Origin of the sequence: Quisquiliibacterium transsilvanicum (genome assembly GCF_014202215.1) — a bacterium.
Classification (GTDB): domain Bacteria; phylum Pseudomonadota; class Gammaproteobacteria; order Burkholderiales; family Burkholderiaceae_E; genus Quisquiliibacterium; species Quisquiliibacterium transsilvanicum.
Genome location: NZ_JACHGB010000001.1, coordinates 643,882 through 668,279, shown reverse-complemented (window position 1 = coordinate 668,279; position 24,398 = coordinate 643,882). Strand labels below are relative to the sequence as shown.

Below are 24,398 nucleotides of genomic sequence, written 5' to 3'. Positions count from 1 at the left end.
GCGGCGGGCGGGTGATCGGCTGGGCGCAGCAAGGTCGGGGCGGAGGGTCGGCGGGTGGGAAAGTCTCGTCGGAGTTTAATCCGAAAGACTGCGCGCGCGCATCGCTGGGCGGGCGGCTGTGGCGCCGCCCGGCGGGCGGCGCAGCGGCCGGTTCGAATGGCGGAGGCGCCGCAGGGGCCCGCTCAAACGGCAGGGGGCGGCGCGGAAGGCGGGCCGAAGCCCACCCCCGCGCCGCCCCCGCCGGGTCGGCACGCCGCACGGGCCTGACCGTGCGGCGGCGGCCTGTGCCGCGTCAGGCCGCGATCAGCTGCCGCAGCACGAAGGGCAGGATGCCGCCGTGGCGGTAGTAGTCCACCTCGATCGGCGTGTCGATGCGCAGCAGGACCGCAACGCGCTGCGTGCTGCCGTCGGCGCGGTGGATCACAAGGGTCACGTCCTGCTGGGGCTTGATGTCGCCCTCGATCCCTTCGATGTCGAAGGTCTCCTTGCCGGTGATGGCCAGGCTGTCGACGCTGTCGGTGTCCTTGAACTGCAGCGGCAGCACGCCCATCCCCACCAGGTTGGAGCGGTGGATGCGCTCGAAGCTGCGGGCGATCACGGCCTTGACGCCGAGCAGCTGGGTGCCCTTGGCAGCCCAGTCGCGCGAGGAGCCGGTGCCGTATTCCTCGCCGCCGAAGACGACGGTGGGCACGCCGGCCGCGACGTAGCGCATGGCTGCGTCGTAGATCGACATTCCCTCGCCGCTCGGCTGGTGGATCGTGTCGCCGCCCTCGACGCGCGAACCGTCTGCCGTCGGCGGGATCATCAGGTTCTTGATCCGGACGTTGGCGAAGGTGCCGCGCATCATGACTTCATGGTTGCCGCGGCGCGAGCCGTAGCTGTTGAAGTCGATCGGCTGCACGCCGTTCTCGATCAGCCACTTGCCCGCGGGCGAGGTGGCCTTGATCGAGCCGGCCGGCGAGATGTGGTCGGTGGTGATCGAGTCGCCGAACACGCCCAGCGCCCGCGCGCCGTGGATGCCGCCCGCAGCCGCAGGCGGCTCCATCGTGAAGTCGTCGAAGAACGGCGGCTTGGCGATATAGGTCGAGGTCGGCCAGTCGTAGATGTCGCCCTTGGTGCCCTTGACCTTCTCCCAGAGCTTGCCGGGGTTGTCCTTGACCTGCGCGTAGTTGGCCTTGAACACCTTCGGGTTCATCGCGTGCTTCATCAGCGCATAGATCTCGTCGCTGGTCGGCCAGATTTCGCCGAGGTAGACGTCACGGCCGCCCTTGCCCTTGCCCACCGGCTGGGTCATCAGGTCGACGCGGACGTTGCCAGCCAGCGCGTAGGCCACCACCAGCGGCGGCGAGGCCAGGAAGTTGGCCTTGAGGTTCGGATGGATCCGGGCCTCGAAGTTGCGGTTGCCGGACAGCACCGCGGCGCAGATCAGGTCGTTCTTGAGGATGGCCTCGTTGATCTCGGGGGTCAGGTCGCCGGCGTTGCCGATGCAGGTGGTGCAGCCGTAGGCGGCCACCGCGAAGCCGAGCTTCTCCAGATAGGGGAGCAGGCCCGCCGTCTCGAGGTACTCGGTGACCACGCGCGAGCCAGGGGCCAGCGAAGTCTTGACGTGCTTGCGCACCTTGAGGCCCGCTTCGACCGCCTTCTTGGCGAGCAGGCCGGCGGCCAGCAGCACGCCGGGGTTCGAGGTGTTGGTGCAGGAAGTGATCGCGGCGATCAGCACGTCGCCGTTGTGCAGTTCCACGCCGTCGGAGGTGGTGAAGGCCTGGTCGAGTTTCTCGGCCGGCTGGTTGAAGCCGTTGCTGGCGACCGGCTTGGAGAACAGGTCGGCGAAGCTGCCGGCGACGTCGCTGATCTCGATCCGGTCCTGCGGGCGCTTGGGGCCGGCCAGCGAGGGCGCGACCGAATCGAGGTCGAGGGCCAGCACCTTGGTGTAGTCGATCTCGCCGGCCTTGGGCACGCCGAACAGCTTCTGCGCGCGGAAGTAGGACTCGAACGCGTCGATCTCCGCCTTCGTGCGGCCGGTGCCCTCGAAGTAGTCGATGGTGCGCTCGTCGACAGGGAAGAAGCCCATCGTCGCGCCGTATTCCGGCGCCATGTTGGCGATGGTCGCGCGGTCGGGCAGCGCCAGGCTGCGGGTTCCTTCGCCGAAGAACTCGACGAACTTGCCGACCACGCCTTCCTTGCGCAGCATCTCGGTGACGGTCAGCACCAGGTCGGTGGCGGTGACCCCTTCGCGCAGACGGCCCTTGAGCTCGACGCCGATCACGTCAGGCGTCAGGAAGTAGACGGGCTGGCCGAGCATCCCGGCCTCGGCCTCGATGCCGCCCACGCCCCAGCCGACCACGCCGATCCCGTTGATCATCGTGGTGTGGCTGTCGGTGCCCACCAGCGTGTCGGGGTAAAGCACGCCGTCACGGCCCTTGTGCACGCCGCGCGCCAGGTACTCCAGATTGACCTGGTGGACGATGCCGAAGCCGGGGGGCACGACGCCGAAGGTGTCGAAGGCCTGCATGCCCCATTTCATGAACTGGTAGCGCTCGTTGTTGCGCTCGAACTCCAGCTTCATGTTCTCGGCCAGGGCCTTCTTGGTGCCGAAGTGGTCGATCATCACGGAGTGGTCGACCACCAGGTCCACCGGCACCAGCGGCTCGATGGTCTTGGGCTTCTTGCCGAGGCCGCCGGCGACGTTGCGCATCGCGGCCAGGTCGGCCAGCAGCGGCACCCCGGTGAAGTCCTGCAGCACCACGCGGGCCACGACGAAGGGGATTTCGTCGACGCGATCTGCGTTGGGCTTCCAGTTCGCGAGCTGCTCGACGTGCTCGGGCGTGACCTTCTTGCCGTCGCAGTTGCGCAGCACCGCCTCGAGGACGATCCGGATCGACACCGGCAGTCGCTTGACGGACGGGAACTTGCGCGCGAGCGCCGGCAGCGAGTGGAACTTCGCCGTCTTGCCGGACTTCAGTTCGAAGTCCTTGAGGGTATTGAACGCGTTGTTGCTCATTGAGGGCCTCTGGGGAAAAGTCTTGGGGGACGGGGCTGGGAACGTTCCTGCGGCTGCATCATGGCTCGCTGCGCCTGCTTCTGGACCGCTGTGGCGGCTCGGCGCGGAAGCTCCCGTCGAACATGTTCAGGGTGCCCATGCCGGGCATGACCATGTCTCCGGGCTTCTGGCCCGGCTCGCAGGCGCCGAGCCGGCTTGCGACCACCGCATCCTTGTCGTCGCGGCGCACGCCGCCCAGCGGAGGATCGTACTGGACGACGGTGTCGATCCGGTAGGCGGATTCGAAGTCGCCGGATGCGACCGACCGGCTCGTGACGGAAGTCCGCCCCTGGCGGCAGACCGACTCCGCCACCCAGGAGCTGCCCGCGCGGCGGAACGGGCCGAGCGTGCAGGCGCCGCGCTTGCCGACGCTGCGGTCGAGCTGCGAACTCTCGTTGTCGGTGTCCTCGCCCACACAGAAGCGGGTGGGCGGCAGGCCGGATGCGTGTGCGCCCGCGCTGCGCACCTCCCACAGCCCGGGCGCGCGGCGCGGATGCTCGGACGCCTGCGCCGAAGCGCCCGCCGCCTGCGCCATCATCAGGATGCCGGCGACCAGGGCAAGGGCGATCGGCGCATGCCGCTCCCTCCATCGGGTCGTCGCGCGGCTGCGCGGGGTGGGGTGTCGTTTGGCCATCGCGGGCGATCGGTGCGGCGGTGAGATCAGGGCCTGCATTCGTTGGCGAGCTGCCGGCCGCTGCGCGAGTCGAGCAGCATCGACTTGCCGCTGATCGCCAGCCAGGTGAGGCCGGTCTTCGGGTCCTCGTAGCGCAGCGCCCCGGTGCTCGTCGGCCTTGCGGCGAGCGTGTAGTTGCGTCCGAGCCAGCCGATCACGATCGTGGAGACCTCGGGACTCAGCTGCCGGACGAACACGCTGCGCTGCAGCTCGCAGCGATACGCGGCCACGACCAGCACCGCGGGGGCCGGTGGCAGCGCCTCCGCGGCCGCTGGCGGCTCGGCCACCGGCTCGGGCTGCGCTGCAGCCCCCGCCGCGGGAGTGGCCTGCGGCGCAGGCGCTGTGGCAGTGCAGCCCGCCAGCAGCGCTCCCAGCGCAAAGGCGCCGCCGAGCAGGGACGCGAGCCCCGGGCGCGGCGTGCGCCAGGCGGGGCACGCCTGGCCGGCGGCGGCTGTCGCCATGGCGTCGATGACGAGGCTTACTTGCGCTTGGACAGCGGCACGAACTTCAGGTTCTCCGGCCCCGTGTAGTTGGCACTTGGGCGGATGATCTTGTTGTCGATGCGCTGCTCGATGATGTGCGCCGCCCAGCCCGAGGTGCGGGCGATGACGAACAGCGGCGTGAACATCGCGGTGGGAACGCCCATCATGTGGTAGCTGACGGCGCTGAACCAGTCGAGGTTGGGGAACATCTTCTTGATCTCCCACATCACCGCCTCGAGGCGGTCGGCGATGTCGAACATCTTCATGTCGCCGGCTTCCTTGGACAGCTTGCGCGCCACTTCCTTGATGACCTTGTTGCGCGGGTCGGCGATCGTGTAGACGGGGTGGCCGAAGCCGATCACCACTTCCTTGTTCTCGACGCGACGGCGGATGTCGGCCTCGGCCTCGTCCGCGTTCTCGTAGCGCTTCTGGATCTCGAAGGCCACCTCGTTGGCGCCGCCGTGCTTCGGACCGCGCAGCGCGCCGATCGCGCCGGTGATCGCCGAGTGCATGTCCGACCCCGTGCCCGCAATGACGCGGCCGGTGAACGTCGAAGCGTTGAACTCGTGCTCGGCGTACAGGACCAGCGAGGTGTGCATCGACTTGACCCACAGATCCGACGGCTTGGTGCCGTGCAGCAGATGCAGGAAGTGGCCGCCGATGGAATCGTCGTCGGTCTCGACGTCGATGCGCTTGCCGTTGTGGCTGAAGTGGTACCAGTACAGCAGCATCGAACCGAGCGAAGCCATCAGGCGGTCGGCGATGTCGCGCGCGCCGGGCGCGTTGTGGTCGTCCTTTTCGGGAAGGTTGCAGCCCAGCGCGGAGACGCCGGTGCGCATCACGTCCATCGGGTGCGAGGCGGCCGGCAGGCACTCGAGCACGTCCATGACGTTGGCCGGCAGGCCGCGCATCGCCTTCAGCTTCGCCTTGTAGCCGGCCAGCTCGGCCTTGTTCGGCAGCTTGCCGTGGACCAGCAGGTAGGCGATTTCCTCGAACTCGGCCGCGTCGGCGATGTCGAGGATGTCATAGCCGCGGTAGTGCAGGTCGTTGCCGGTGCGGCCGACGGTGCACAGCGCGGTGTTGCCGGCGGTCACGCCGGACAGCGCCACGGATTTCTTGGGTTTCGGGCCGGTGGCCTGTTGCGTCTCGGTGCTCATTCGGTGCGTCTCCCCGGGAGTGTCGTGTTGATGGGTGGTGGTTCGCGCGGCGCGCTCAGGCGGCGGATCGCGCGGCGCGCTCAGGCGGCGTGGCGCTCAGGCCTTCCGGGCGAAGAGCTCGTCGAGCTTCTTCTCGAAGTCCCAGTAGCCGATCGAGTCGTACAGCTCCTTGCGGGTCTGCATGGCCGGCACGACTGCCGCCTGGGTGCCGTCGCGGCGCAGGGTCTCGTAGACGTTCTGGGCGGCCTTGTTCATCGCACGGAACGCCGACAGCGGGTAGAGCACCATCGCGACGTCCACCTCGGCGAGCTGCTGCACGGTGAACAGCGGCGTTGAGCCGAACTCGGTGATGTTGGCCAGCACCGGCACGCCCACCGCAGCGGCGAACTGCTTGTACATCGGCAGCTCGGTCATCGCTTCGGGGAAGATGCCGTCGGCGCCCGCCTCGACACAGGCCACCGCGCGCTCGATCGCGCGGTCCAGGCCCTCGACCGCCAGCGCGTCGGTACGCGCCATGATGAAGAAGCTCTCGTCGGTGCGGGCGTCGACTGCCGCCTTGATGCGGTCGACCATCTCCTCCTTGCTGACGATCTCCTTGTTCGGACGATGGCCGCAGCGCTTGGCGCCGACCTGGTCCTCGATGTGCATCGCTGCCGCGCCGAACTTGATCAGCGACCGGGTGGTGCGCGCGACGTTGAACGCGGAAGAGCCGAAGCCGGTGTCTACGTCGACCAGCAGCGGCAGGTCGCAGACGTCGGTGATCCGGCGCACGTCGGTCAGGACGTCGTCCAGGCCGGAGATGCCCAGGTCGGGCAGGCCCAGCGAGCCGGCGGCGACGCCGCCGCCTGACAGGTAGATGGCGCGGTAGCCCACATGCTTGGCAAGCAGTGCGTGGTTGGCGTTGATCGCGCCGGGGATCTGCAGCGGCTTCTCTTCGGCGAGCGCTGCGCGAAACTTCTGTCCAGGGGTCATCGGGTTCTCCAGAAAGGGGTGCCGGCGGCGCTTCCGGCCGGGCCTGGTGTGGCCCCGACGCGGGTACGCCGCCGCGGCCTGCAAGGTCTCAGCCGAGCAGGTGCGCGACGCCGTCGCGCTCCTCGAACAGTTCCTTGAGCGTGAGGTCCATGCGCGAGCGGCTGAACTCGTCGATCTCCAGGCCCTTGACCATCGTGTACTCGCCGTTGGCGCAGGTGACGGGGAAGCCATACATCACGTCCTCGGGGATGCCGTACGAGCCGTCGGACGGAATCCCCATGGTCACCCATTTGCCGCTGGTGCCAAGCGCCCAGTCGCGCATGTGGTCGATCGCGGCGTTGGCGGCCGAGGCGGCCGACGACAGGCCGCGTGCCTCGATGATGGCGCCGCCGCGCTTGCCCACGGTCGGGATGAAGGTGTCGCGGTTCCAGGCCTCGTCATTGATCATGGCCTTGACCGACTGGCCGCCGATGGTGGCGAAGCGGTAGTCGGGGTACATGGTCGGCGAGTGGTTGCCCCACACAGCCAGCTTCTCGATCTGGTCGACCGGCTTGCCGGTGCGCGAGGAGATCTGCGACAGCGCGCGGTTGTGGTCCAGGCGCAGCATGGCGGTGAAGTTCTTCTTGGGCAGGCCCGGGGCCGACTTCATCGCGATGTAGGCGTTGGTGTTGGCGGGGTTGCCCACCACCAGGACGCGCACGTCGCGGCTGGCGGCTTCGTCGAGAGCGCGGCCCTGAACGGTGAAGATCGCGCCGTTGGCCTCGAGCAGATCCTTGCGCTCCATGCCCTTGCTGCGCGGGCGGGCGCCGACCAGCATCGCATAGTCCGCATCCTTGAAGGCGGCCTTGGGATCGTCGGTCACGACCACGCCCTGCAGCAGCGGGAACGCGCAGTCCTCCAGCTCCATGACGACGCCGCGGACGGCGGGCAGGGCGGCGGTGATGTCGAGCAGCTGCAGGATCACCGGCTGGTCCTTGCCGAGCATGTCGCCGTTGGCGATGCGGAACAGCAGGCTGTAGCCGATCTGGCCGGCGGCGCCGGTCACTGCGACGCGCTTGACGGGTTTGGTCATGATGCGTTTCCTCGAAAGCAGACGGGTGGGCGGAACCGGCGGCGACCGTCGTGGGTCCGCGGTTGCGCGGCAGTGTATTGCGCGGGGTCCGCGCTTGTCAAATTACTCTTATGTCTTATATAAGATATAAGTTATTGAAAGTGGCGCAGGCTTGTGGTGCAATCGCGTCATGAACGCATCGAGCAGGGGAGAGCGCGTCGAACGCGAAGGCCCCACCTTCAGCCCGCTCTATCGCCAGATCAAGGGCCTGATCACCCGCAGCCTGCAGGGCGGCGAGTGGAAGCCGGGCGAGCTCATTCCGAGCGAAACCGAGCTGGCGGCCCGGTTCGGCGTCAGCCAGGGCACGGTGCGCAAGGCCATCGATGAGCTCGCGGCCGAGAACCTGGTGGTGCGCCGCCAGGGCAGGGGCACCTTCGTCGCCACGCACCAGGAGGCGCGCGCGCAGTTCCGCTTCCTGCGGCTGCGGCCCGACCAGGCCGGCGAGGCCGGGGTCATGGACAGCCGCATCCTCGAGTGCCGGCGCCTGCGTGCCCCGGGCGACGTGGCGCGCGCGCTGCAGCTGCGCGCGGGTGAGGCGGTGGTGCAGATCCGCCGCCTGCTCTCCTTCCAGGGGCAGCCGACGGTGCTGGACGAGATCTGGCTGCCGGGTGCGCAGTTCCGCGGGCTCACGTTCGAGCGGCTCAGCGCCTACACCGGGCCGCTCTATGCGCTGTTCGAGGCCGAGTTCGGTACGCGCATGATCCGCGCCACCGAGCGCGTGAAGGCGGTGGCGGCGGACGAGGCAACCGCGAAGGCCCTGGCGGTGGCGGCGGGCGAGCCCCTGCTGCTGGTCGAGCGGGTCACCTACACCTACGAGGACCGGCCGGTGGAGATGAGGCGCGGGCTCTACGTCACGCATCGGCATCACTATCGCAACGAGCTCGGATGAGCGGCGATCCGAAAAGAGGCGAGGCGCTCCCGCCGATCATGCATCGGGTTGGTGCGTCGCGGAAAATCGGTCAAAATAAACAGGCTAAACAAATTTCGTTTTCGATGACCGTTCGGGAACTTCGTTTCTCGTCTTTTTGCAGGGGTGCCCATGGCTGATCTGGCCGGCAAACCGGGCCCGCGTGCCCGGCCTGAGTTCCGCAACATCCACGTCTCGCAGCTTTCGCAGTATCGGCTGCCGCTGGCGGGGTTCGTCTCGATCCTTCATCGCGTCAGCGGCGCGCTGCTGTTCCTGGTGGGGCTGCCGTTCCTGCTCTACCTGTTCCAGCAGAGCCTGACCTCGGAGATCAGCTACGAGAACTACCGGGCGATCTCCTCGCACTGGTTCGCCAAGCTGGTGCTGCTGGCGCTGGCCTGGGCCTACCTGCACCACTTCTGCGCAGGCATCCGCTACCTGATCCTCGACCTGCACGTCGGCGTCGAGAAGGAGCAGGCCAGGACCTCCGCTTCCGTCGTGCTGGGCGTGAGCCTGGTGCTGACGCTGGTGGTGGCGCTGAAGCTTTTCGGGGTGTTCTGAGATGACGACGAAACGGATCGTTGTGGGGGCCCACTACGGGCTCAAGGACTGGCTGGCGCAGCGCATCACCGCGATCGTGCTGGCGGTGTACACGGTGGTGCTGGGCGTGGTGCTGCTCGCACAGCCCGAACTCAGCTACGGCACCTGGGCGGGGCTGTTCGCATCGGGCTGGATGCGGGTGCTCACGCTGCTGGCGCTGCTCTCCCTGTTCTGGCACGCCTGGATCGGCGTGCGCGACATTTTCATGGACTACATCAAGCCGACGGGAGTGCGCCTGTTTCTGCAGGTGTGCACGATCGTCGCGCTGGTCGCCTACGCGCTGTGGGCGGTGAACATTCTCTGGAGCGTCTGAGATGGCCGACGTGCTGAACCATCTGGCGAACAACCTGCCGCGGCGCAAGTTCGACGCTGTCATCATCGGCGCCGGCGGCGCCGGCATGCGCTGCTCGCTGCAGCTGGCCGAGGCCGGCTACAGCGTGGCGGTGCTCTCGAAGGTCTTCCCGACCCGCTCGCACACGGTGGCCGCGCAGGGCGGCATCGGTGCGTCGCTGGGCAACATGAGCGAAGACAACTGGTACTGGCACATGTTCGACACCGTCAAGGGTTCGGACTACCTGGGCGACCAGGACGCCATCGAGTTCATGTGCCGCGAGGCGCCGAAGGTGGTGTACGAGCTCGAGCACTTCGGCATGCCCTTCGACCGCAACCCGGACGGCACCATCTATCAGCGCCCCTTCGGCGGCCACACCGCCAACTTCGGCGAGAAGCCGGTGCAGCGCGCCTGCGCAGCGGCCGACCGCACCGGGCATGCGCTGCTGCACACGCTCTATCAGCGCAACGTGCGCGCGCGCACCCAGTTCTTCGTCGAGTGGATGGCGCTCGACATCATCCGTGACGCCGAGGGCAACTGCTGCGGCGTGATCGCGCTGGAGATGGAAACGGGCGACGTGATGGTCCTCGAGGCCAAGGTCACGGTGTTCGCCACCGGCGGCGCGGGCCGGATTTTCGGGGCGTCGACCAACGCGTTCATCAACACCGGCGACGGGCTCGGGATGGCGGCGCGTTCGGGAATTCCGCTCGAGGACATGGAGTTCTGGCAGTTCCACCCGACCGGCGTCGCGGGTGCCGGCGTGCTGATCACCGAAGGCGTGCGCGGTGAGGGCGGCATCCTGCTGAACAAGCACGGTGAGCGTTTCATGGAGCGCTATGCGCCCACGCTCAAGGACCTGGCGCCGCGCGACTTCGTCTCGCGTTCGATGGACCAGGAGATCAAGGAAGGGCGCGGCGCGGGGCCGGACGGCGACTACGTGCTGCTCAAGCTCGATCACCTCGGCGCCGAGACGATCATGAAGCGGCTGCCGTCGATCCGCGAGATCGCCATCAAGTTCGCCAACGTCGATCCGATCAAGGACCCGATCCCGGTCGTCCCCACCATTCACTACCAGATGGGCGGCATCCCGACCAACTACCACGGCCAGGTGGTGGTGCCGAAGGACGGCAACCCGAACGCCGTGGTCAGCGGCCTCTACGCGATCGGCGAGTGCGCCTGCGTGTCGGTGCACGGCGCCAACCGGCTGGGCACCAACTCGCTGCTCGACCTGCTGGTGTTCGGCCGCGCGGCCGGCAACCACATCGTCAGCCACGGCCTCAAGCAGGGCACGCACCGTCCGCTGCCCAGGGACGCGGGCGATGCAACGCTGGCGCGCCTGGCCCGGCTCGACGGATCGACCTCGGGCGAAGGCACGCAGGACGTCGCCAACGACATCCGGCGCACGATGCAGGCGCACTGCGGCGTGTTCCGCACCTCCGACCTGCTCAAGCAGGGTGTCGACCGGATCCTCGAGATTTCCAAGCGCAACGACAACATCCACCTGAAGGACAAGTCGAAGGTGTTCAACACCGCGCGCGTCGAGGCCCTCGAAGTGGCGAACCTCGTAGAGGTGGCCAAGGCGACCATCGTGTCGGCCGAGGCGCGCAAGGAGAGCCGCGGAGCGCATGCGCACCGTGACCATCCGGATCGCGACGACGCCACCTGGATGAAGCACAGCCTGTGGTACTCGGAGGGCAACCGGCTCGACTACAAGCCGGTGAACCTGAAGGCGCTGACGGTTGAGACCTTCCAGCCGAAGGCGCGGACCTTCTGATGCGGCCAGCCCGCGAAGCACAGACCAACGCAAGAAGCGCACGGGAGCAGCAATGAGCGCAGTGGCAGAGAAACAGGTGGCGGCGCCGACCGCGAGCAAGCGGGTCGTGAAATTCTCGATCTACCGCTACGATCCGGACAAGGATGCCAAGCCGTACATGCAGAGCCTCGAGGTGGAGCTTCTGCCCACCGACAAGATGCTGCTGGACGCGCTGATGCGCATCAAGCAGTCGACCGACGATTCCATCGCGTTCCGGCGTTCCTGCCGCGAGGGCGTGTGCGGGTCGGACGCGATGAACATCAACGGCAAGAACGGCCTGGCCTGCACGACCAACCTTCGCGAGCTGAAGGAGCCGATCGTGCTGCGGCCGCTGCCCGGGCTGCCGGTGATCCGCGACCTCATCGTGGACATGACGCAGTTCTTCAAGCAGTACGACTCGATCAAGCCCTATCTGATCAACGACACGCCGCCGCCCGAGAAGGAGCGCCTGCAGAGCCCCGAGGAGCGCGAGGAGCTCGACGGGCTCTACGAGTGCATCCTGTGCGCCTGCTGCTCGACCTCCTGCCCGTCGTTCTGGTGGAACCCCGACAAGTTCGTCGGCCCCGCCGGCCTGCTGCAGGCCTACCGCTTCATCGCCGACAGCAGGGACGAGGCCACCAGCGCCCGCCTCGATGACCTCGAGGATCCGTACCGGCTGTTCCGCTGCCACACCATCATGAACTGCGTCGACGTTTGTCCGAAGGGGCTCAACCCCACGCGGGCGATCGGCAAGATCAAGGAACTGATGGTCCGGCGCGCGGTCTGATCGCGCGCGGGGGAGCTAACCATGGACGATCCGACGCCCGGCGATTCGCACCAGGCCGATCCGGCGCGGCGTCGGCGCCTGCGCTGGCGCTCGCGCCGCGGTCTGCTGGAAAACGACCTCGTGCTGACCCGCTTCCTCGACGCGCACGAGGAGTCGCTGGCGGACGAGGATGTCTCCGGGCTGCACGAACTGCTCGACCTTTCGGACAACGAGCTGATGGACCTGATCCTCGCGCGGCGGGAGCCGGAGCCCGGCGAGCTGTCGCCCGGCGCGCTGCACGTGCTGCAGGGGCTGCGCGAGGCCTGACCCGAACATTATTGAGAGCACTACAGGAATCCGACCGATGACCACACAGCACAAAGCCACGCTGTCCTTCTCCGACGGCACCCCGTCCGTCGAGCTGCCCATCCACAAGGGCACGATGGGACCGGACGTGGTCGACATCCGGAAGCTGTATGGCGCGTCCGGCAAGTTCACCTTCGACCCGGGCTTTCTGTCGACCGCCGCCTGCGAGTCGAAGATCACCTACATCGATGGCGACAAGGGCGAGCTGCTGTACCGCGGCTTCCCGATCGAGCAGCTTGCGGTGAACTGCGACTACCTCGAGACCTGCTACCTGCTGCTCAACGGCGATCTGCCGAACGAAGCGCAGCGCAAGGACTTCGAGAATCGTGTGCTCAAGCACACGATGATCCACGAGCAGATGACGCGCTTCTTCGCCGGCTTCCGCCGTGACGCGCACCCGATGGCGATCCTGGTGGGCTGCGTGGGGGCGCTGTCGGCTTTCTATCACGACTCGCTCGACATCCAGAACCCCGAGCACCGCTTCGTCTCGGCGATCCGCCTGATCGCCAAGATGCCGACCATGGTGGCGATGGCCTACAAGTATTCGGTCGGCCAGCCGTTCATGTATCCGCGCAACGACCTGTCGTATGCGGGCAATTTCATGCGGATGATGTTCGGCACGCCCTGCGAGGAGTACCAGGTCAATCCGGTGCTGGAGCGCGCGCTCGACCGCATCCTGATCCTGCACGCGGACCACGAGCAGAACGCCTCCACCTCCACGGTGCGGCTGGCGGGCTCGTCGGGAGCGAACCCCTTCGCCTGCATCGCTGCGGGCATTGCCACCCTCTGGGGTCCGGCGCACGGCGGCGCCAACGAGGCCTGCCTGGTGATGCTCGGCGAGATCCAGCAGCAGGGCGGCATCGAGAAGATCGGCGACTTCATCGCGAACGTGAAGGACAAGAACTCCGGCGTGAAGCTGATGGGCTTCGGCCACCGGGTCTACAAGAACTACGATCCGCGCGCCAAGCTGATGCGCGAGACCTGCTACGAAGTGCTGGGCGAGCTGGGCCTGGAAAACGACCCGCTGTTTGCGCTGGCGATGAAGCTCGAGCAGATCGCCCTCGAGGACGAGTACTTCGTGCAGCGCAAGCTCTACCCGAACGTCGATTTCTACTCGGGCATCGTGCAGAGGGCGCTCGGCATCCCGACCGAGATGTTCACCTGCATCTTCGCGCTGGCCCGCACCGTGGGCTGGATCGCGCAGTGGGGCGAGATGATCGGCGAGCCGGACCAGAAGATCGGCCGTCCGCGCCAGCTGTTCACGGGCTCGACGCGCCGCGAGGTGGTGCCCATCGCGCAGCGCTGATGCGCTGGAAGCCGGGGCCGGCTGCTGCCGGGCCCGGGACGCAAAAAAGCCGCCCGAAGGCGGCTTTTTTGCGTCCCGGCGCGCCGTCAGCGCTTCGGCCGAAGCAGGAGGCCCAGGATCGGCGGCGTGATCAGCGTGGTGAACATCACCATCAGCACGATCACCGAGAACATCTGGTCGTCGACCACCCCGAGCTGCTTGCCGACGAACGCGAAGATCAGGCCGACCTCGCCGCGGGGCACCATGCCCCAGCCGACCACCCAGCGGTTCACCGGTCCGGCGACGACTCCGGCGACGACCTTGCCGGCCACCGCAGCGACGGTCAGCGCCAGCGCCAGCAGCAGGATCCGCGGGTCGGTCAGGTGCTGCAGCTTCACCTGCATGCCGGCGACCACGAAGAACACCGGCACCAGCAGGTGCCCCACCGGCTCGAGCATGTGCTCGAGGTGCTTGTGGGCGTGGGCGTCGACGACGCGGCGCACCGACTCCCTCGTGTCGGGGGCGGCATGTGCGGTCGCCTCGAGCAGCTCGGTCTTGATCGTCGGGTCGTCGAAGTGACGGAACTGCACCTCGTCGAGCACCAGGCCGGCGGCGAACGCGCCGACGATCGGCGCCAGGCCGATCAGATGCGCAAGCCAGGCCATCAGAAGGCAGAAGCCGAGCGCAACCGCGAGCTTGGTTCCGGCCCCCGTGTGGATGGCTGCGAACATCCGGCTCAGGTGTCCCGCAGCCATCTGCCCCAGCAGGACCGACGCCACGAGGAAGGCCAGGGCCTGCGCGCTCAGGATGGCGACGCTGGCGGCGGACACACTGCCCTGGGTCGCGATGGCGGAGACCACGGAGAGGACGATCAGGCCGAGCACGTCGTCGATCACCGCCGCCCCCAGGACGATCTGCGCCTCGGGCTTGAGGATGCAGTTCATGTCGCGGAACACGCGGCCGGTGATGCCCACCGAGGTCGCGGTGAGCGCGGCGCCGAGGAACAGGTAGGCGGCCTCGCTCATGCCTGGCATCAGCAGCGGGCCGACCAGGAAGGTGCCGAGGACGAACGGCACCACCACGCCCAGGCTGGCGACCGCGAAGGCGCGCCCGCCGACCCGGCGCATCGACTGGATGTTGGTTTCCAGGCCGATCTGGAACAGCAGGATCACCGCGCCGAGCTGCGCCAGGAAGTCGACGAAGGGCAGCGCCTCGCTGCTGGAGATGTCCGGGAGCCCGACCAGCGCAACGTTGGCGATGACCACGCCGATCAGGATCTCGCCCAGCACGGAGGGCTGCCGCCAGCGCTCGAGCAGGGTGCCCAGGCGCGCGGCGACGAGGATCAGCGCCAGCCAGGCGAAGGCCTCGGCAGCGGCCGCGGAACCGGCGGCGTGGGCGCTCGCGGGCGCAATGGCGAGGGCTCCGAGCGCCCAGGCACGCCCGGCGTGCATGCGTGATTTCATCGAGCGTCTCCCGGCGCGAACCGGGCACAAGAGGTTGGCGACCCGGGGTCGGGAGAGACGGGGGCCGGCGATCGCATTTGGCGCCGGCCCCGTTCGCGGTCAGCGCAGCGAGGCGTTCAGGCGCTCGAGCATCGCCGCGCCAGGGCACAGCGCGGCCTCGTCCAGGCGGTTGAGCGGCTGGTCGACGGTGTTGAGGTGGGCGTGCAGGTCGTCCGCCTCGGGATCGAGGTAGAGCAGGCCGGTGACGATCTCGCCGCGGGCCTGGTGGCCCTGGACGAAGTTCATCGCGCCGATGCGGTCGGACGCGTCGTAGTCCTCCGCGATCTTGCGCAGGCGCAGCACGGAGCCGTCGTGCTGGACGACCTCGGTGACCGAGCCGGGCGCGTAATCGGTGGTGATCTCCGAGCGGCGCGGCATGAAGTCGATGCGATTGACCGCCTCGTTGTGCTCGCGGACGTAGTCGTAGCTCTTGGTGCTGCCGGCGTGGTTGTTGAAGGCCACGCAGGGGCTGAGCACGTCGATGAAGGCAGCTCCCGGGTGTGCCAGCGCGGCCTTGATCAGCGGCACGAGCTGCTCCTTGTCGCCGGAGAAGCTGCGCCCGACGAAGCTCGCGCCCAGCTGCAGCGCTAGCGAGACCATGTCGATCGGGGAGTCGGTGTTCACGACGCCGCGCTTGGACTTCGAGCCCTGGTCGGCGGTGGCCGAGAACTGCCCCTTGGTGAGCCCGTACACGCCGTTGTTCTCGACGATGTAGGTCATGTTCACGCCGCGGCGCATCACGTGCGCGAACTGCCCGAGGCCGATCGACGCGGAATCGCCGTCGCCGGAGACGCCGAGATAGATCAGGTCGCGGTTTGCCAGGTTGGCGCCGGTCAGCACCGACGGCATGCGGCCGTGCACCGTGTTGAAGCCGTGCGAGCTGCCGAGGAAGTAGTCGGGTGTCTTGGAAGAGCAGCCGATGCCGGACAGCTTGGCGACCCGGTGCGGTTCGACGTCGAGCTCCCAGCAGGCCTGGATGATGGCCGCGGAGATCGAGTCGTGCCCGCAGCCGGCGCACAGCGTGGAGATCTTGCCCTCGTAGTCGCGCCGGGTGTAGCCCAGGCGGTTGGCGGGAAGGGTGGGGTGGTGCAGCTTGGGTTTTGCGAGGAATGTCATCGTGCGGTCCTTCAGGCGACCTTGCCGCGTTTGAGCGGCTCGACGTTGCTGCCCTTCACGCGGTCGGCGATCTCGCGGACGATGAAGCGGGCGGTGATCGGCGTGCCGTCGAAATGCAGCACCGGCACCAGCTGGGCGGGCGCGGCTTCGAGTTCGTTGACCAGCATCGAGCGCAGCTGCGCGTCCCGGTTCTGCTCGATCACGTAGACCACGTCGTGCTCATCGATGAAGCGGCGCACCGATTCGGGGAATGGGAAGGCGCGCAGGCGCAGGGTGTCGACATGGAGACCCTGGGCTTCTAGCACGTCGCTGGCTTCCTCCATCGCGGGGCTGGTGGAGCCGTAGAAGATCGCGCCGAAGCGGGTCTTCTGCGCGGCCTTGCGTTCGATCGGCTGCGGCACGAGGGCGCGCGCGGTGTCGAACTTCTTCAGCAGGCGGTTGACGTTGTAGAGGTAGTCGGGGCCTGCCTCGGAGTAGCGGGCGTAGGCGTCCCTGGTGGTGCCGCGCGTGAAGAAGGAGCCCTTGGTCGGGTGCGTGCCCGGCAGGGTGCGGAAGGGGATGCCGTCGCCGTCCACGTCGAGATAGCGGCCGAAGTCACGGCCTGCCTCGAGCTCCTCTTCCGTCATCACCTTGCCGCGGTCGAAGCGGCGCGCGTCGTCCCACTGGAAGGGGGCGGTGAGGCGCTGGTTCATCCCGATGTCCAGGTCGGTCATCAGGAACACCGGCGTCTGCAGCCGGTCGGCGAGGTCGAGCGCCTGCGCGGTGAACTCGAAGCACTCGTACGGGTCTTCGGGGAACAGCAGCACGTGCTTGGTGTCGCCATGCGACGCGTAGGCGCAGGCGGTCAGGTCGGCCTGCTGCGTGCGGGTCGGCATGCCGGTCGACGGTCCGCCGCGCTGCACGTTGATGATGGTCGCGGGGATCTCGGCGAAATAGGCCAGGCCGATGAACTCGGTCATCAGCGACACGCCAGGGCCCGAAGTGGCGGTGAACGAGCGGGCGCCGTTCCAGCCCGCGCCGATCACCATGCCGATCGAGGCGAGCTCGTCCTCGGCCTGCACGATTGCGTACTTGTGCCGCCCGGTCTCCTTGTCGACGCGCAGCTTCGAGCAGTATTTCTCGAAGGCCTCGGCCACGGATGAGGAAGGCGTGATCGGATACCAGGCGCAGACGGTGGCGCCGCCGTACACGGCGCCCAGCGCCGCGGCCGCGTTGCCGTCGATGAAGATGCGGTCGCCGACGTTGGCGGCGCGGCGCACGCGCAGGCCCACCGCGTCGTCGAAGTGTTCGGTGGCGTAGTGCCAGCCCTTGCGGAAGGCGTCAAGGTTGGGCTTCATCAGCTTTTCCTTGCCGCGGTACTGCTCGCCGAGCAGCTCCGGGAGAACCTCGGCATCGATGCCCAGCAGCGCCGCCAGCGCGCCCACGTACATGATGTTCTTGAGCAGCTGCCGCTCGCGCGCGTCGGTGAACGCCGCGTTGCACATTTCGGTGAGCGGCACGCCGATCACGTGGATGTCGGGACGGAACTTCGATGCGGGCATCGGCCGCGTGCTGTCGTAGAACAGGTAGCCGCCGGGCTCGATCTCGGCGACGTCCTTGTCCCAGGTCTGCGGGTTCATGGCGACCATGAGATCGACGCCGCCGCGCCGCCCGAGGTAGCCCTTTTCGGTGACGCGCACCTCGTACCAGGTGGGCAGCCCCTGGATGTTCGACGGGAAGATGTTGCGCGGACTGACCGGCACGCCCATCCGCATGAAGCTCTTGGCGAAGAGCTCATTGGCGGAGGCGGAGCCGGAGCCGTTGACGTTTGCGAACTTGACGACGAAGTCGTTGACGGCCTCGATGCGCCGGGTGGTGGTGGTGCTCATGCGGCCTCCCGCTGAGGTGCCCGGCAACCGGGGCCGGCGTGGGTCATCGTGAGCAGGAACTTCTGCATGTCCCAGGCGCCGGTCGGGCAGCGCTCGGCGCAGAGTCCGCAGTGCAGGCAGACATCCTCGTCCTTGACCATGACGCGGCCCGTCTTCAGGCCGTCCGAGACGTAGAGCTCCTGCTCGGTGTTGGTCGACGGCGCGCGCAGGCGGGTGCGCAGATCGGCCTCCACGCCGTTGTCAGTGAAGGTGATGCAGTCGGTGGGGCAGATGTCGACGCAGGCATCGCACTCGATGCACTGGCGTTCGTTGAACACTGTCTGCACGTCGCAGTTCAGGCAGCGCTGCGCCTCCTTCCACGCGGTGGCCGGATCGAAGCCAAGCTCCACCTCCACCTTGATGTTGCGCAGCGACTGGTTGACGTCGCGCCACGGCACCTTGTGGCGCGCGTCGGGCGCCACCTCGTTGTCGTAGCTCCACTCGTGGATGCCCATCTTCTGGGACATCAGGGTGACGCCGGGGGCGGGGCGCTCGCGCACGTCCTCGCCGTTCAGCATCTTGTCGATGGACACCGCCGCATCATGGCCATGGGCCACCGCCCAGATGATGTTCTTCGGGCCCAGTGCCGCGTCGCCGCCGAAGAAGACATTCTGGCGCGTCGACTGCAGGGTGTTCTCGTCGAGGACCGGCATGCCCCATTTGTCGAAGGCGATGCCGCAATCCTTCTCGATCCAGGGAAAGGCGTTCTCCTGGCCGACGGCGATCAGGACGTGGTCGCATTCGACGAGCTCGTCCGGGTCACCGGTGGGCACCAGGCTGCGGCGGCCCTTGTCGTCGTAGACGGCCTTGACCTTCTCGAAGGTCATCCCGGTGAGCCGGCCCTGGTCGTGGACGAAGCTCTTGGGGACCATGAAATTCAGGATGGGGATGCCCTCGTGGATGGCGTCCTCCTTCTCCCAGGGGGAGGCCTTCATCTCCTCGAAGCCGGAGCGCACGATGACCTTCACGTCCTCGCCGCCCAGCCGCCTGGAGGTGCGGCAGCAGTCCATCGCGGTGTTGCCGCCGCCCAGCACGATGACGCGCTTGCCGATCGAGGTGATGTGGCCGAAGGAAACCGACGACAGCCAGTCGATCCCGACGTGGATGTGCGCTGCGGCCTCCTGGCGGCCGGGCAGGTCGAGGTCGCGGCCGCGCGGCGCGCCCGAGCCCACGAACACAGCGTCGAAGCCCTCGGCCAGCAGCGCCTTCATCGAGTCGATGCGCACGCCGCCGCGGAACTCGACGCCGAGATCGAAGATGTAGCCGGTCTCCTCGTCGATGACTTCCTCGGGGAGCCGGAAGCGGGGAATCTGCGAGCGGATGAAGCCGCCTGCCTTGGGGTCCTGGTCGAAGACCGTGACCTCGTAGCCGAGCGGTGCCAGGTCGCGCGCCACGGTCAGCGAGGACGGGCCTGCGCCGACGCATGCCACGCGCCTGCCGTTACTACGGGCGGCGGGGCGCGGCATCCGGGCGGAGATGTCGTCGTCCTTGTAGTCGGCGGCCACGCGCTTGAGGCGGCAGATGGCCACGGGCTCGGGGCGCTGCGCCTGTGCTTCTTCGACGCGACCCCGACGGCACGCGGGCTCGCAGGGGCGATCGCAGGTGCGGCCCAGGATGCCGGGAAAGACGTTGGACTTCCAGTTCACCATGTACGCGTCGGTGTAGCGCCCTGCGGCGATCATCCGGATGTACTCGGGAACGGGGGTGTGGGCCGGGCAGGCCCATTGGCAATCGACGACCTTGTGGAAATAGTCGGGATTGCGGATATCGGTCGGTTGCAACTGGACTCCTCCGGGTCGCCCGCGCGCGCAGCGCAGGCACGACGGTCTTCAAGACGGGTGCCGTGTAAGTCTAGCGCGGTGGGGGGCGGCGCAGAAGCAATACCGGTGCGAGATGCACTGTTTCTGTGCCGTTTTCACCGTCGCGCCGCATCGCCCGGGGCGCGGCGCCGCGGGAGGTGCGGTGATATGCTCGCGTGATTCGCCAAAGCCTGCCTATGACCTGACTCACGCCCCCCTGCAGGACGCACGCTGACCCCCGGAAACCGGCGGGCAGCCGCCGGTCGCCGCATCCCGCTGCCACCGCGCATCTTTGACGAGAAACTCGTTTTGAAAGGTGAAGCGCCATGATGAGAGCCTTCCTGTCGAACTCCTATCTGTTCGGCGGAAACGCGCCGTACGTCGAGGAGCTGTACGAGAGCTACCTCCACAACCCGGGGTCGGTGCCCGAACGCTGGCGGGAGTGGTTCGACAGCCTCCAGGCCGTGCCCGCGGCCGACGGCAACCCGCAGACCCGCGACATCGCGCACGCGCCGATCGTCCAGTCCTTCGCTGAACGCGCCAAGGAAGGCACGCTGCAGCCGCGCGTGATGGGCGGCGACGCCAGCACGGCGCGCAAGCAGGTCTACGTGCAGCAGCTGGTGGCGGCCTACCGCTTCCTCGGCGCACGCTGGGCCGACGTGGATCCGCTCAAGCGTCAGGAGCGGCCCGCGATCCCCGAGCTGGAACCCGCGTTCTACGATTTCACCGAAGGCGACCACGCGAACATCTACTCGGCGGCCAACACCTACTTCGGCTTCGAGCAGGCGCCGCTGCGCGACATCCTGCAGGCGCTGCGCGAGACCTACTGCGGCACGATCGGCGCCGAATTCATGTACATCTCCGATCCGGCGCAGAAGCGCTGGATCCAGGAGCGTCTCGAGAGCACCCGGTCGCGCCCCGCCTTCTCCGCCGAGCAGCGCAAGCGCATCCTCGACCGGCTCACCGCGGCTGAAGGGCTCGAGAAGTACCTGCACACCCGCTACGTCGGCCAGAAGCGCTTCTCGCTCGAGGGCGGCGAGAGCTTCATCGCGGCGATGGATGCGCTGATCCAGCGCGCCGGCGAGCAGGGCGTGCAGGAGATCGTGATCGGCATGGCCCACCGCGGCCGCCTCAATGTGCTGGTCAACACGCTGGGCAAGATGCCCAAGGACCTGTTCGCCGAATTCGAAGGTCGTCACGCGGAGGACCTGCCCTCGGGGGACGTCAAGTACCACCAGGGTTTCTCCAGCGACATCTCCACTCCGGGCGGACCGGTGCACCTGTCGCTCGCCTTCAATCCTTCGCACCTGGAAATCGTCAACCCGGTGGTGGAGGGCTCCTGCAAGGCGCGCATGGACCGTCGCGGCGACGAGGCTGGCGACCAGGTCCTGCCGGTGCTGGTGCATGGCGACGCGGCCTTCGCGGGGCAGGGCGTGGTGATGGAGACGCTGAACCTCGCTCAGACGCGCGGCTACGGCACCTTCGGCACGGTGCACATCGTGATCAACAACCAGATCGGCTTCACCACCTCCGATCCGCGCGACACCCGCTCGACGTCCTACTGCTCGGACGTGGTCAAGATGATCGAGGCGCCGGTGCTGCACGTGAATGGCGACGATCCGGAGGCCGTGGTCTTCGCCACGCAGATCGCGCTCGACTTCCGGCGCGAGTTCGGCAAGGACATCGTGGTGGACATCGTCTGCTTCCGCAAGCTGGGCCACAACGAGCAGGACACTCCGGCGGTCACGCAGCCGCTGATGTACAAGAAGATCGGCCAGCATCCGGGCACGCGCAAGCTGTATGCGGATCGCCTCGCCACGCAGGGCGTGGTGGCGCCGGAGTACGGCGACGAGCAGGTGCAGCGCTTCCGCGCGGCGATGGACGAGGGGCGTCACACCGCCGATCCGGTGTTGTCGAACTTCAAGAGCAAGTTCGCGGTCGACTGGATGCCGTTCCTGAACCGGCGCTGGACCGACTCTGCCGATACCGCCGTGCCCAAGACCGAGCTGCGCCGCATCGGCGAGCGCATCACCACGGTGCCCGAAGGCTTCCGGCTGCATCCGCTGGTGCAGAAGGTGATCGCCGACCGCCGGTCGATGGTGGCGGGCGACCTGCCGCTCGACTGGGGCATGGGTGAGCATCTGGCGTTCGCTTCGCTGCTTTCGTCGGGATTCGGCGTGCGCCTGTCCGGTCAGGACTCGGGGCGCGGCACCTTCACGCACCGTCACGCGGTGCTCCATGAGCAGGCCCGCGAGCGCTGGGATGCCGGCAGCTACATCCCGCTCGAGCACGTCGCCGACAACCAGGGGCCGTTCACCGTGATCGACTCGGTGCTGTCGGAGGAGGCGGTGCTCGGCTTCGAGTACGGCTACGCCACCGCCGAGCCCAACACCCTGGTGATCTGGGAAGCGCAGTTCGGCGATTTCGTCAATGGCGCCCAGGTGGTCATCGACCAGTTCATCTCCTCGGGCGAGACGAAATGGGGCCGGGTCTGCGGTCTCACGATGATGCTGCCGCACGGCTACGAGGGGCAGGGCCCCGAGCACTCGTCGGCGCGCATCGAGCGTTTCCTGCAGCTGTGCGCGGAGCACAACATGCAGGTCTGCCAGCCGACCACCCCGGCACAGATCTTCCATCTGCTGCGCCGGCAGATGATCCGCCTGTTCCGCAAGCCGCTGGTCATCATGACGCCGAAGTCGCTGCTGCGGAACAAGGAGGCCACCTCGACGCTCGAAGAGTTCTCCCGCGGCGGCTTCCACACCGTGATCGGCGAGACCGACCCGGCGGTCGATGCCAGGAAGGTCAAGCGCGTGGTCTTCTGCACCGGCAAGGTCTATTACGACCTGCTGGGCGCGCGCCGCGAGCGCGAGCTCGACGACGTCGCGCTGGTACGCGTCGAGCAGCTGTATCCGTTCCCGCACAAGGCCTTCGAGGCCGAGATGAAGCGGTACGCGCACGCTACCCAGATCGTCTGGTGCCAGGACGAGCCGCAGAACCAGGGCGCCTGGTTCTACGTGCAGCACCACATCTCCGAGGCGCTGCGCGAGGGCCAGCGGCTGGTGTACGCGGGGCGCGCGGCGTCGGCGTCGCCGGCGGTGGGCTACTACGACAAGCACTACGCCCAGCAGAAGGAGCTGATCGCAGCGGCGCTCGGCGAGGCGCGCACCGGCCGGGCCAAGAAGGCCTGACGGGCGGCACAAGGCATCCAGGACCGGGGCGCGGCCTGAAGGCCGGCCCGGCCGAACAAGACAAGAGATCCGGAGCAGCAAATGGCTTTGATTGAAGTGAAAGTGCCGCAACTGTCGGAATCGGTCGCCGAAGCGACGCTCCTGCAGTGGCACAAGCAGCCGGGCGATGCGGTCGCCCGCGACGAGAACCTGATCGACATCGAGACCGACAAGGTCGTGCTCGAGCTGCCGGCCCCCGTGGCCGGCGTGATCACCCAGGTCATCAAGGGCGACGGGGCCACCGTGGTGGCGGGGGAGGTCATCGCGGTGATCGACACCGAGGCCAAGGCGGGCGCGGTGGCGGTGCCCGGACCCGTGCCCGAGGGCATCCCGGCGGCGCCGATCACCGAGGTGCAGGCGCCCGGTTCGCGGGCGGCGCCTGCGCCGGCGCCTTCCGGGCTGAAGGGCAACGTGGCGATGCCGGCCGCGGCCAAGCTGATGACGGAACACAGCCTCGGCACCGCCGAGGTTGCCGGCACCGGACGAGACGGGCGGATCACCAAGGGCGACGTGCTCGCCGCCATCGAGGGCGGGGCGCGTCCCGCGGCGGTGCCGCCGCCGGCGCCCGCCATTCCGGCGGTCGCAGCGCCGGCCAGCTCGCTGCCGCAGGTCAGGCCGCCGGTCGACGCGGCTGCGCTGCTCGAGGGCCGGCCGGAGCAGCGGGTGCCGATGTCACGGCTGCGCCAGCGGGTCGCGGAGCGCCTGCTGCAATCGCAGGCCACCAACGCCATCCTCACCACGTTCAACGAAGTGAACATGCAGCCGGTGATGGATCTGCGCAAGAAGTACCAGGAGCGCTTCGAGAAGGAGCACGGCGCACGGCTCGGCTTCATGTCCTTCTTCGTCAAGGCCGCGGTGCATGCGCTGAAGAAATACCCGGTGGTCAATGCGTCGGTCGACGGCACCGACATCGTCTATCACGGCTACTTCGACATCGGCGTTGCGGTGGGGTCGCCGCGGGGCCTGGTGGTGCCGGTGGTTCGCAATGCCGACCAGATGAATTTCGCGCAGATCGAGAAGCAGATCGCCGAATACGGAAAGCGCGCGGGCGAAGGCAAGCTGGCGCTCGAGGACCTCACCGGCGGCACCTTCTCGATCTCCAATGGCGGGGTGTTCGGGTCGATGCTGTCGACGCCGATCATCAACCCGCCGCAGTCGGCGATCCTCGGCGTGCATGCGACCAAGGACCGCGCGGTGGTCGAGAACGGGCAGATCGTCATCCGGCCGATGAACTACCTGGCACTCTCCTACGACCATCGCATCATCGACGGGCGCGAGGCGGTGCTCTTCCTGGTCTCGATCAAGGAGGCGCTCGAGGATCCGGCGCGTCTCCTGCTCGATCTCTGAAGACGGCGAGGGAGACACACC

The 24,398-nt window shown here is 67.8% G+C and carries 19 protein-coding genes; 9 read left to right on the top strand and 10 right to left on the bottom strand.

Annotated features, from left to right (window positions below; all coding sequences use genetic code 11):
- Positions 1-292: 292 nt before the first annotated feature.
- The 6 genes from acnA to HNQ70_RS02975 form a co-directional block, all read right to left on the bottom strand.
- Positions 293-3,001: an aconitate hydratase AcnA gene (gene acnA, locus HNQ70_RS03000; protein ID WP_183964074.1), complete on the bottom strand. Its 2,709-nt coding sequence runs from the start codon at positions 2,999-3,001 to the stop codon at positions 293-295.
- A 58-nt stretch (positions 3,002-3,059) separates the two neighbouring features.
- The gene (locus tag HNQ70_RS02995; protein ID WP_183964072.1) at positions 3,060-3,674 is read right to left on the bottom strand and encodes a DUF3617 domain-containing protein; all 615 of its coding nucleotides are present in this window, start codon (positions 3,672-3,674) and stop codon (positions 3,060-3,062) included.
- A 26-nt stretch (positions 3,675-3,700) separates the two neighbouring features.
- Positions 3,701-4,174: an MliC family protein gene (locus HNQ70_RS02990; protein ID WP_183964070.1), complete on the bottom strand. Its 474-nt coding sequence runs from the start codon at positions 4,172-4,174 to the stop codon at positions 3,701-3,703.
- Positions 4,175-4,191: 17 nt separating this feature from the next.
- On the bottom strand, positions 4,192-5,352 hold the full coding sequence (gene prpC, locus HNQ70_RS02985; RefSeq protein WP_183964068.1) for a bifunctional 2-methylcitrate synthase/citrate synthase: 1,161 nt from the start codon (positions 5,350-5,352) through the stop codon (positions 4,192-4,194).
- A gap of 96 nt (positions 5,353-5,448) precedes the next feature.
- On the bottom strand, positions 5,449-6,324 hold the full coding sequence (prpB, locus tag HNQ70_RS02980) for a methylisocitrate lyase (RefSeq protein ID WP_183964066.1): 876 nt from the start codon (positions 6,322-6,324) through the stop codon (positions 5,449-5,451).
- 88 nt (positions 6,325-6,412) lie between these two features.
- The gene (locus HNQ70_RS02975; protein ID WP_183964064.1) at positions 6,413-7,396 is read right to left on the bottom strand and encodes a malate dehydrogenase; all 984 of its coding nucleotides are present in this window, start codon (positions 7,394-7,396) and stop codon (positions 6,413-6,415) included.
- Between the two features lie 169 nt (positions 7,397-7,565).
- Between HNQ70_RS02975 and HNQ70_RS02970 the strand changes: the two genes are divergently transcribed.
- The 7 genes from HNQ70_RS02970 to gltA all read left to right on the top strand — a co-directional run bounded on the left by HNQ70_RS02970 (position 7,566) and on the right by gltA (position 13,500).
- Entirely contained in the window at positions 7,566-8,324 is a 759-nt protein-coding gene (locus HNQ70_RS02970; RefSeq protein ID WP_183964062.1) for a GntR family transcriptional regulator, read from the top strand.
- 150 nt (positions 8,325-8,474) lie between these two features.
- Positions 8,475-8,900 (top strand): succinate dehydrogenase, cytochrome b556 subunit, encoded by a 426-nt coding sequence (sdhC, locus tag HNQ70_RS02965; protein ID WP_183964060.1) that lies wholly within the window; start codon positions 8,475-8,477, stop codon positions 8,898-8,900.
- 1 nt (position 8,901) lies between these two features.
- Complete coding sequence (gene sdhD / locus HNQ70_RS02960) at positions 8,902-9,252, top strand: succinate dehydrogenase, hydrophobic membrane anchor protein (RefSeq protein ID WP_183964058.1); 351 nt, start codon at positions 8,902-8,904, stop codon at positions 9,250-9,252.
- 1 nt (position 9,253) lies between these two features.
- Complete coding sequence (sdhA, locus tag HNQ70_RS02955) at positions 9,254-11,044, top strand: succinate dehydrogenase flavoprotein subunit (RefSeq protein WP_183964056.1); 1,791 nt, start codon at positions 9,254-9,256, stop codon at positions 11,042-11,044.
- A gap of 52 nt (positions 11,045-11,096) precedes the next feature.
- The gene (locus HNQ70_RS02950; RefSeq protein ID WP_183964054.1) at positions 11,097-11,849 is read left to right on the top strand and encodes a succinate dehydrogenase iron-sulfur subunit; all 753 of its coding nucleotides are present in this window, start codon (positions 11,097-11,099) and stop codon (positions 11,847-11,849) included.
- Between the two features lie 21 nt (positions 11,850-11,870).
- Positions 11,871-12,155 carry a succinate dehydrogenase assembly factor 2 gene (locus tag HNQ70_RS02945; protein ID WP_183964052.1) on the top strand — a complete coding sequence of 95 codons (285 nt, stop codon included), beginning with the start codon at positions 11,871-11,873 and terminating at the stop codon, positions 12,153-12,155.
- A gap of 37 nt (positions 12,156-12,192) precedes the next feature.
- Positions 12,193-13,500 (top strand): citrate synthase, encoded by a 1,308-nt coding sequence (gene gltA / locus HNQ70_RS02940; protein WP_183964050.1) that lies wholly within the window; start codon positions 12,193-12,195, stop codon positions 13,498-13,500.
- Positions 13,501-13,586: 86 nt separating this feature from the next.
- Here gltA and HNQ70_RS02935 read toward each other — a convergent pair whose 3' ends face one another.
- The 4 genes from HNQ70_RS02935 to HNQ70_RS02920 all read right to left on the bottom strand — a co-directional run bounded on the left by HNQ70_RS02935 (position 13,587) and on the right by HNQ70_RS02920 (position 19,785).
- Positions 13,587-14,942, bottom strand: a complete 1,356-nt coding sequence (locus HNQ70_RS02935) for a cation:proton antiporter (RefSeq protein WP_221302598.1) — start codon at positions 14,940-14,942, stop codon at positions 13,587-13,589.
- 99 nt (positions 14,943-15,041) lie between these two features.
- Positions 15,042-16,097 carry a 2-oxoacid:ferredoxin oxidoreductase subunit beta gene (locus tag HNQ70_RS02930; protein ID WP_183964048.1) on the bottom strand — a complete coding sequence of 352 codons (1,056 nt, stop codon included), beginning with the start codon at positions 16,095-16,097 and terminating at the stop codon, positions 15,042-15,044.
- 11 nt (positions 16,098-16,108) lie between these two features.
- Complete coding sequence (locus HNQ70_RS02925; protein WP_183964046.1) at positions 16,109-17,965, bottom strand: 2-oxoacid:acceptor oxidoreductase subunit alpha; 1,857 nt, start codon at positions 17,963-17,965, stop codon at positions 16,109-16,111.
- Positions 17,962-19,785, bottom strand: a complete 1,824-nt coding sequence (locus tag HNQ70_RS02920) for an FAD-dependent oxidoreductase (RefSeq protein WP_183964044.1) — start codon at positions 19,783-19,785, stop codon at positions 17,962-17,964. The genes HNQ70_RS02925 and HNQ70_RS02920 overlap by 4 nt, the downstream gene beginning before the upstream one ends.
- A gap of 347 nt (positions 19,786-20,132) precedes the next feature.
- On the opposite strand from HNQ70_RS02920, the gene HNQ70_RS02915 reads away from it, so the two are divergent.
- Both HNQ70_RS02915 and odhB read left to right on the top strand, forming a co-directional pair.
- Positions 20,133-22,991 (top strand): 2-oxoglutarate dehydrogenase E1 component, encoded by a 2,859-nt coding sequence (locus HNQ70_RS02915; protein WP_183964310.1) that lies wholly within the window; start codon positions 20,133-20,135, stop codon positions 22,989-22,991.
- An 81-nt stretch (positions 22,992-23,072) separates the two neighbouring features.
- Entirely contained in the window at positions 23,073-24,377 is a 1,305-nt protein-coding gene (odhB, locus tag HNQ70_RS02910; RefSeq protein WP_183964042.1) for a 2-oxoglutarate dehydrogenase complex dihydrolipoyllysine-residue succinyltransferase, read from the top strand.
- Positions 24,378-24,398 lie beyond the last annotated feature (21 nt).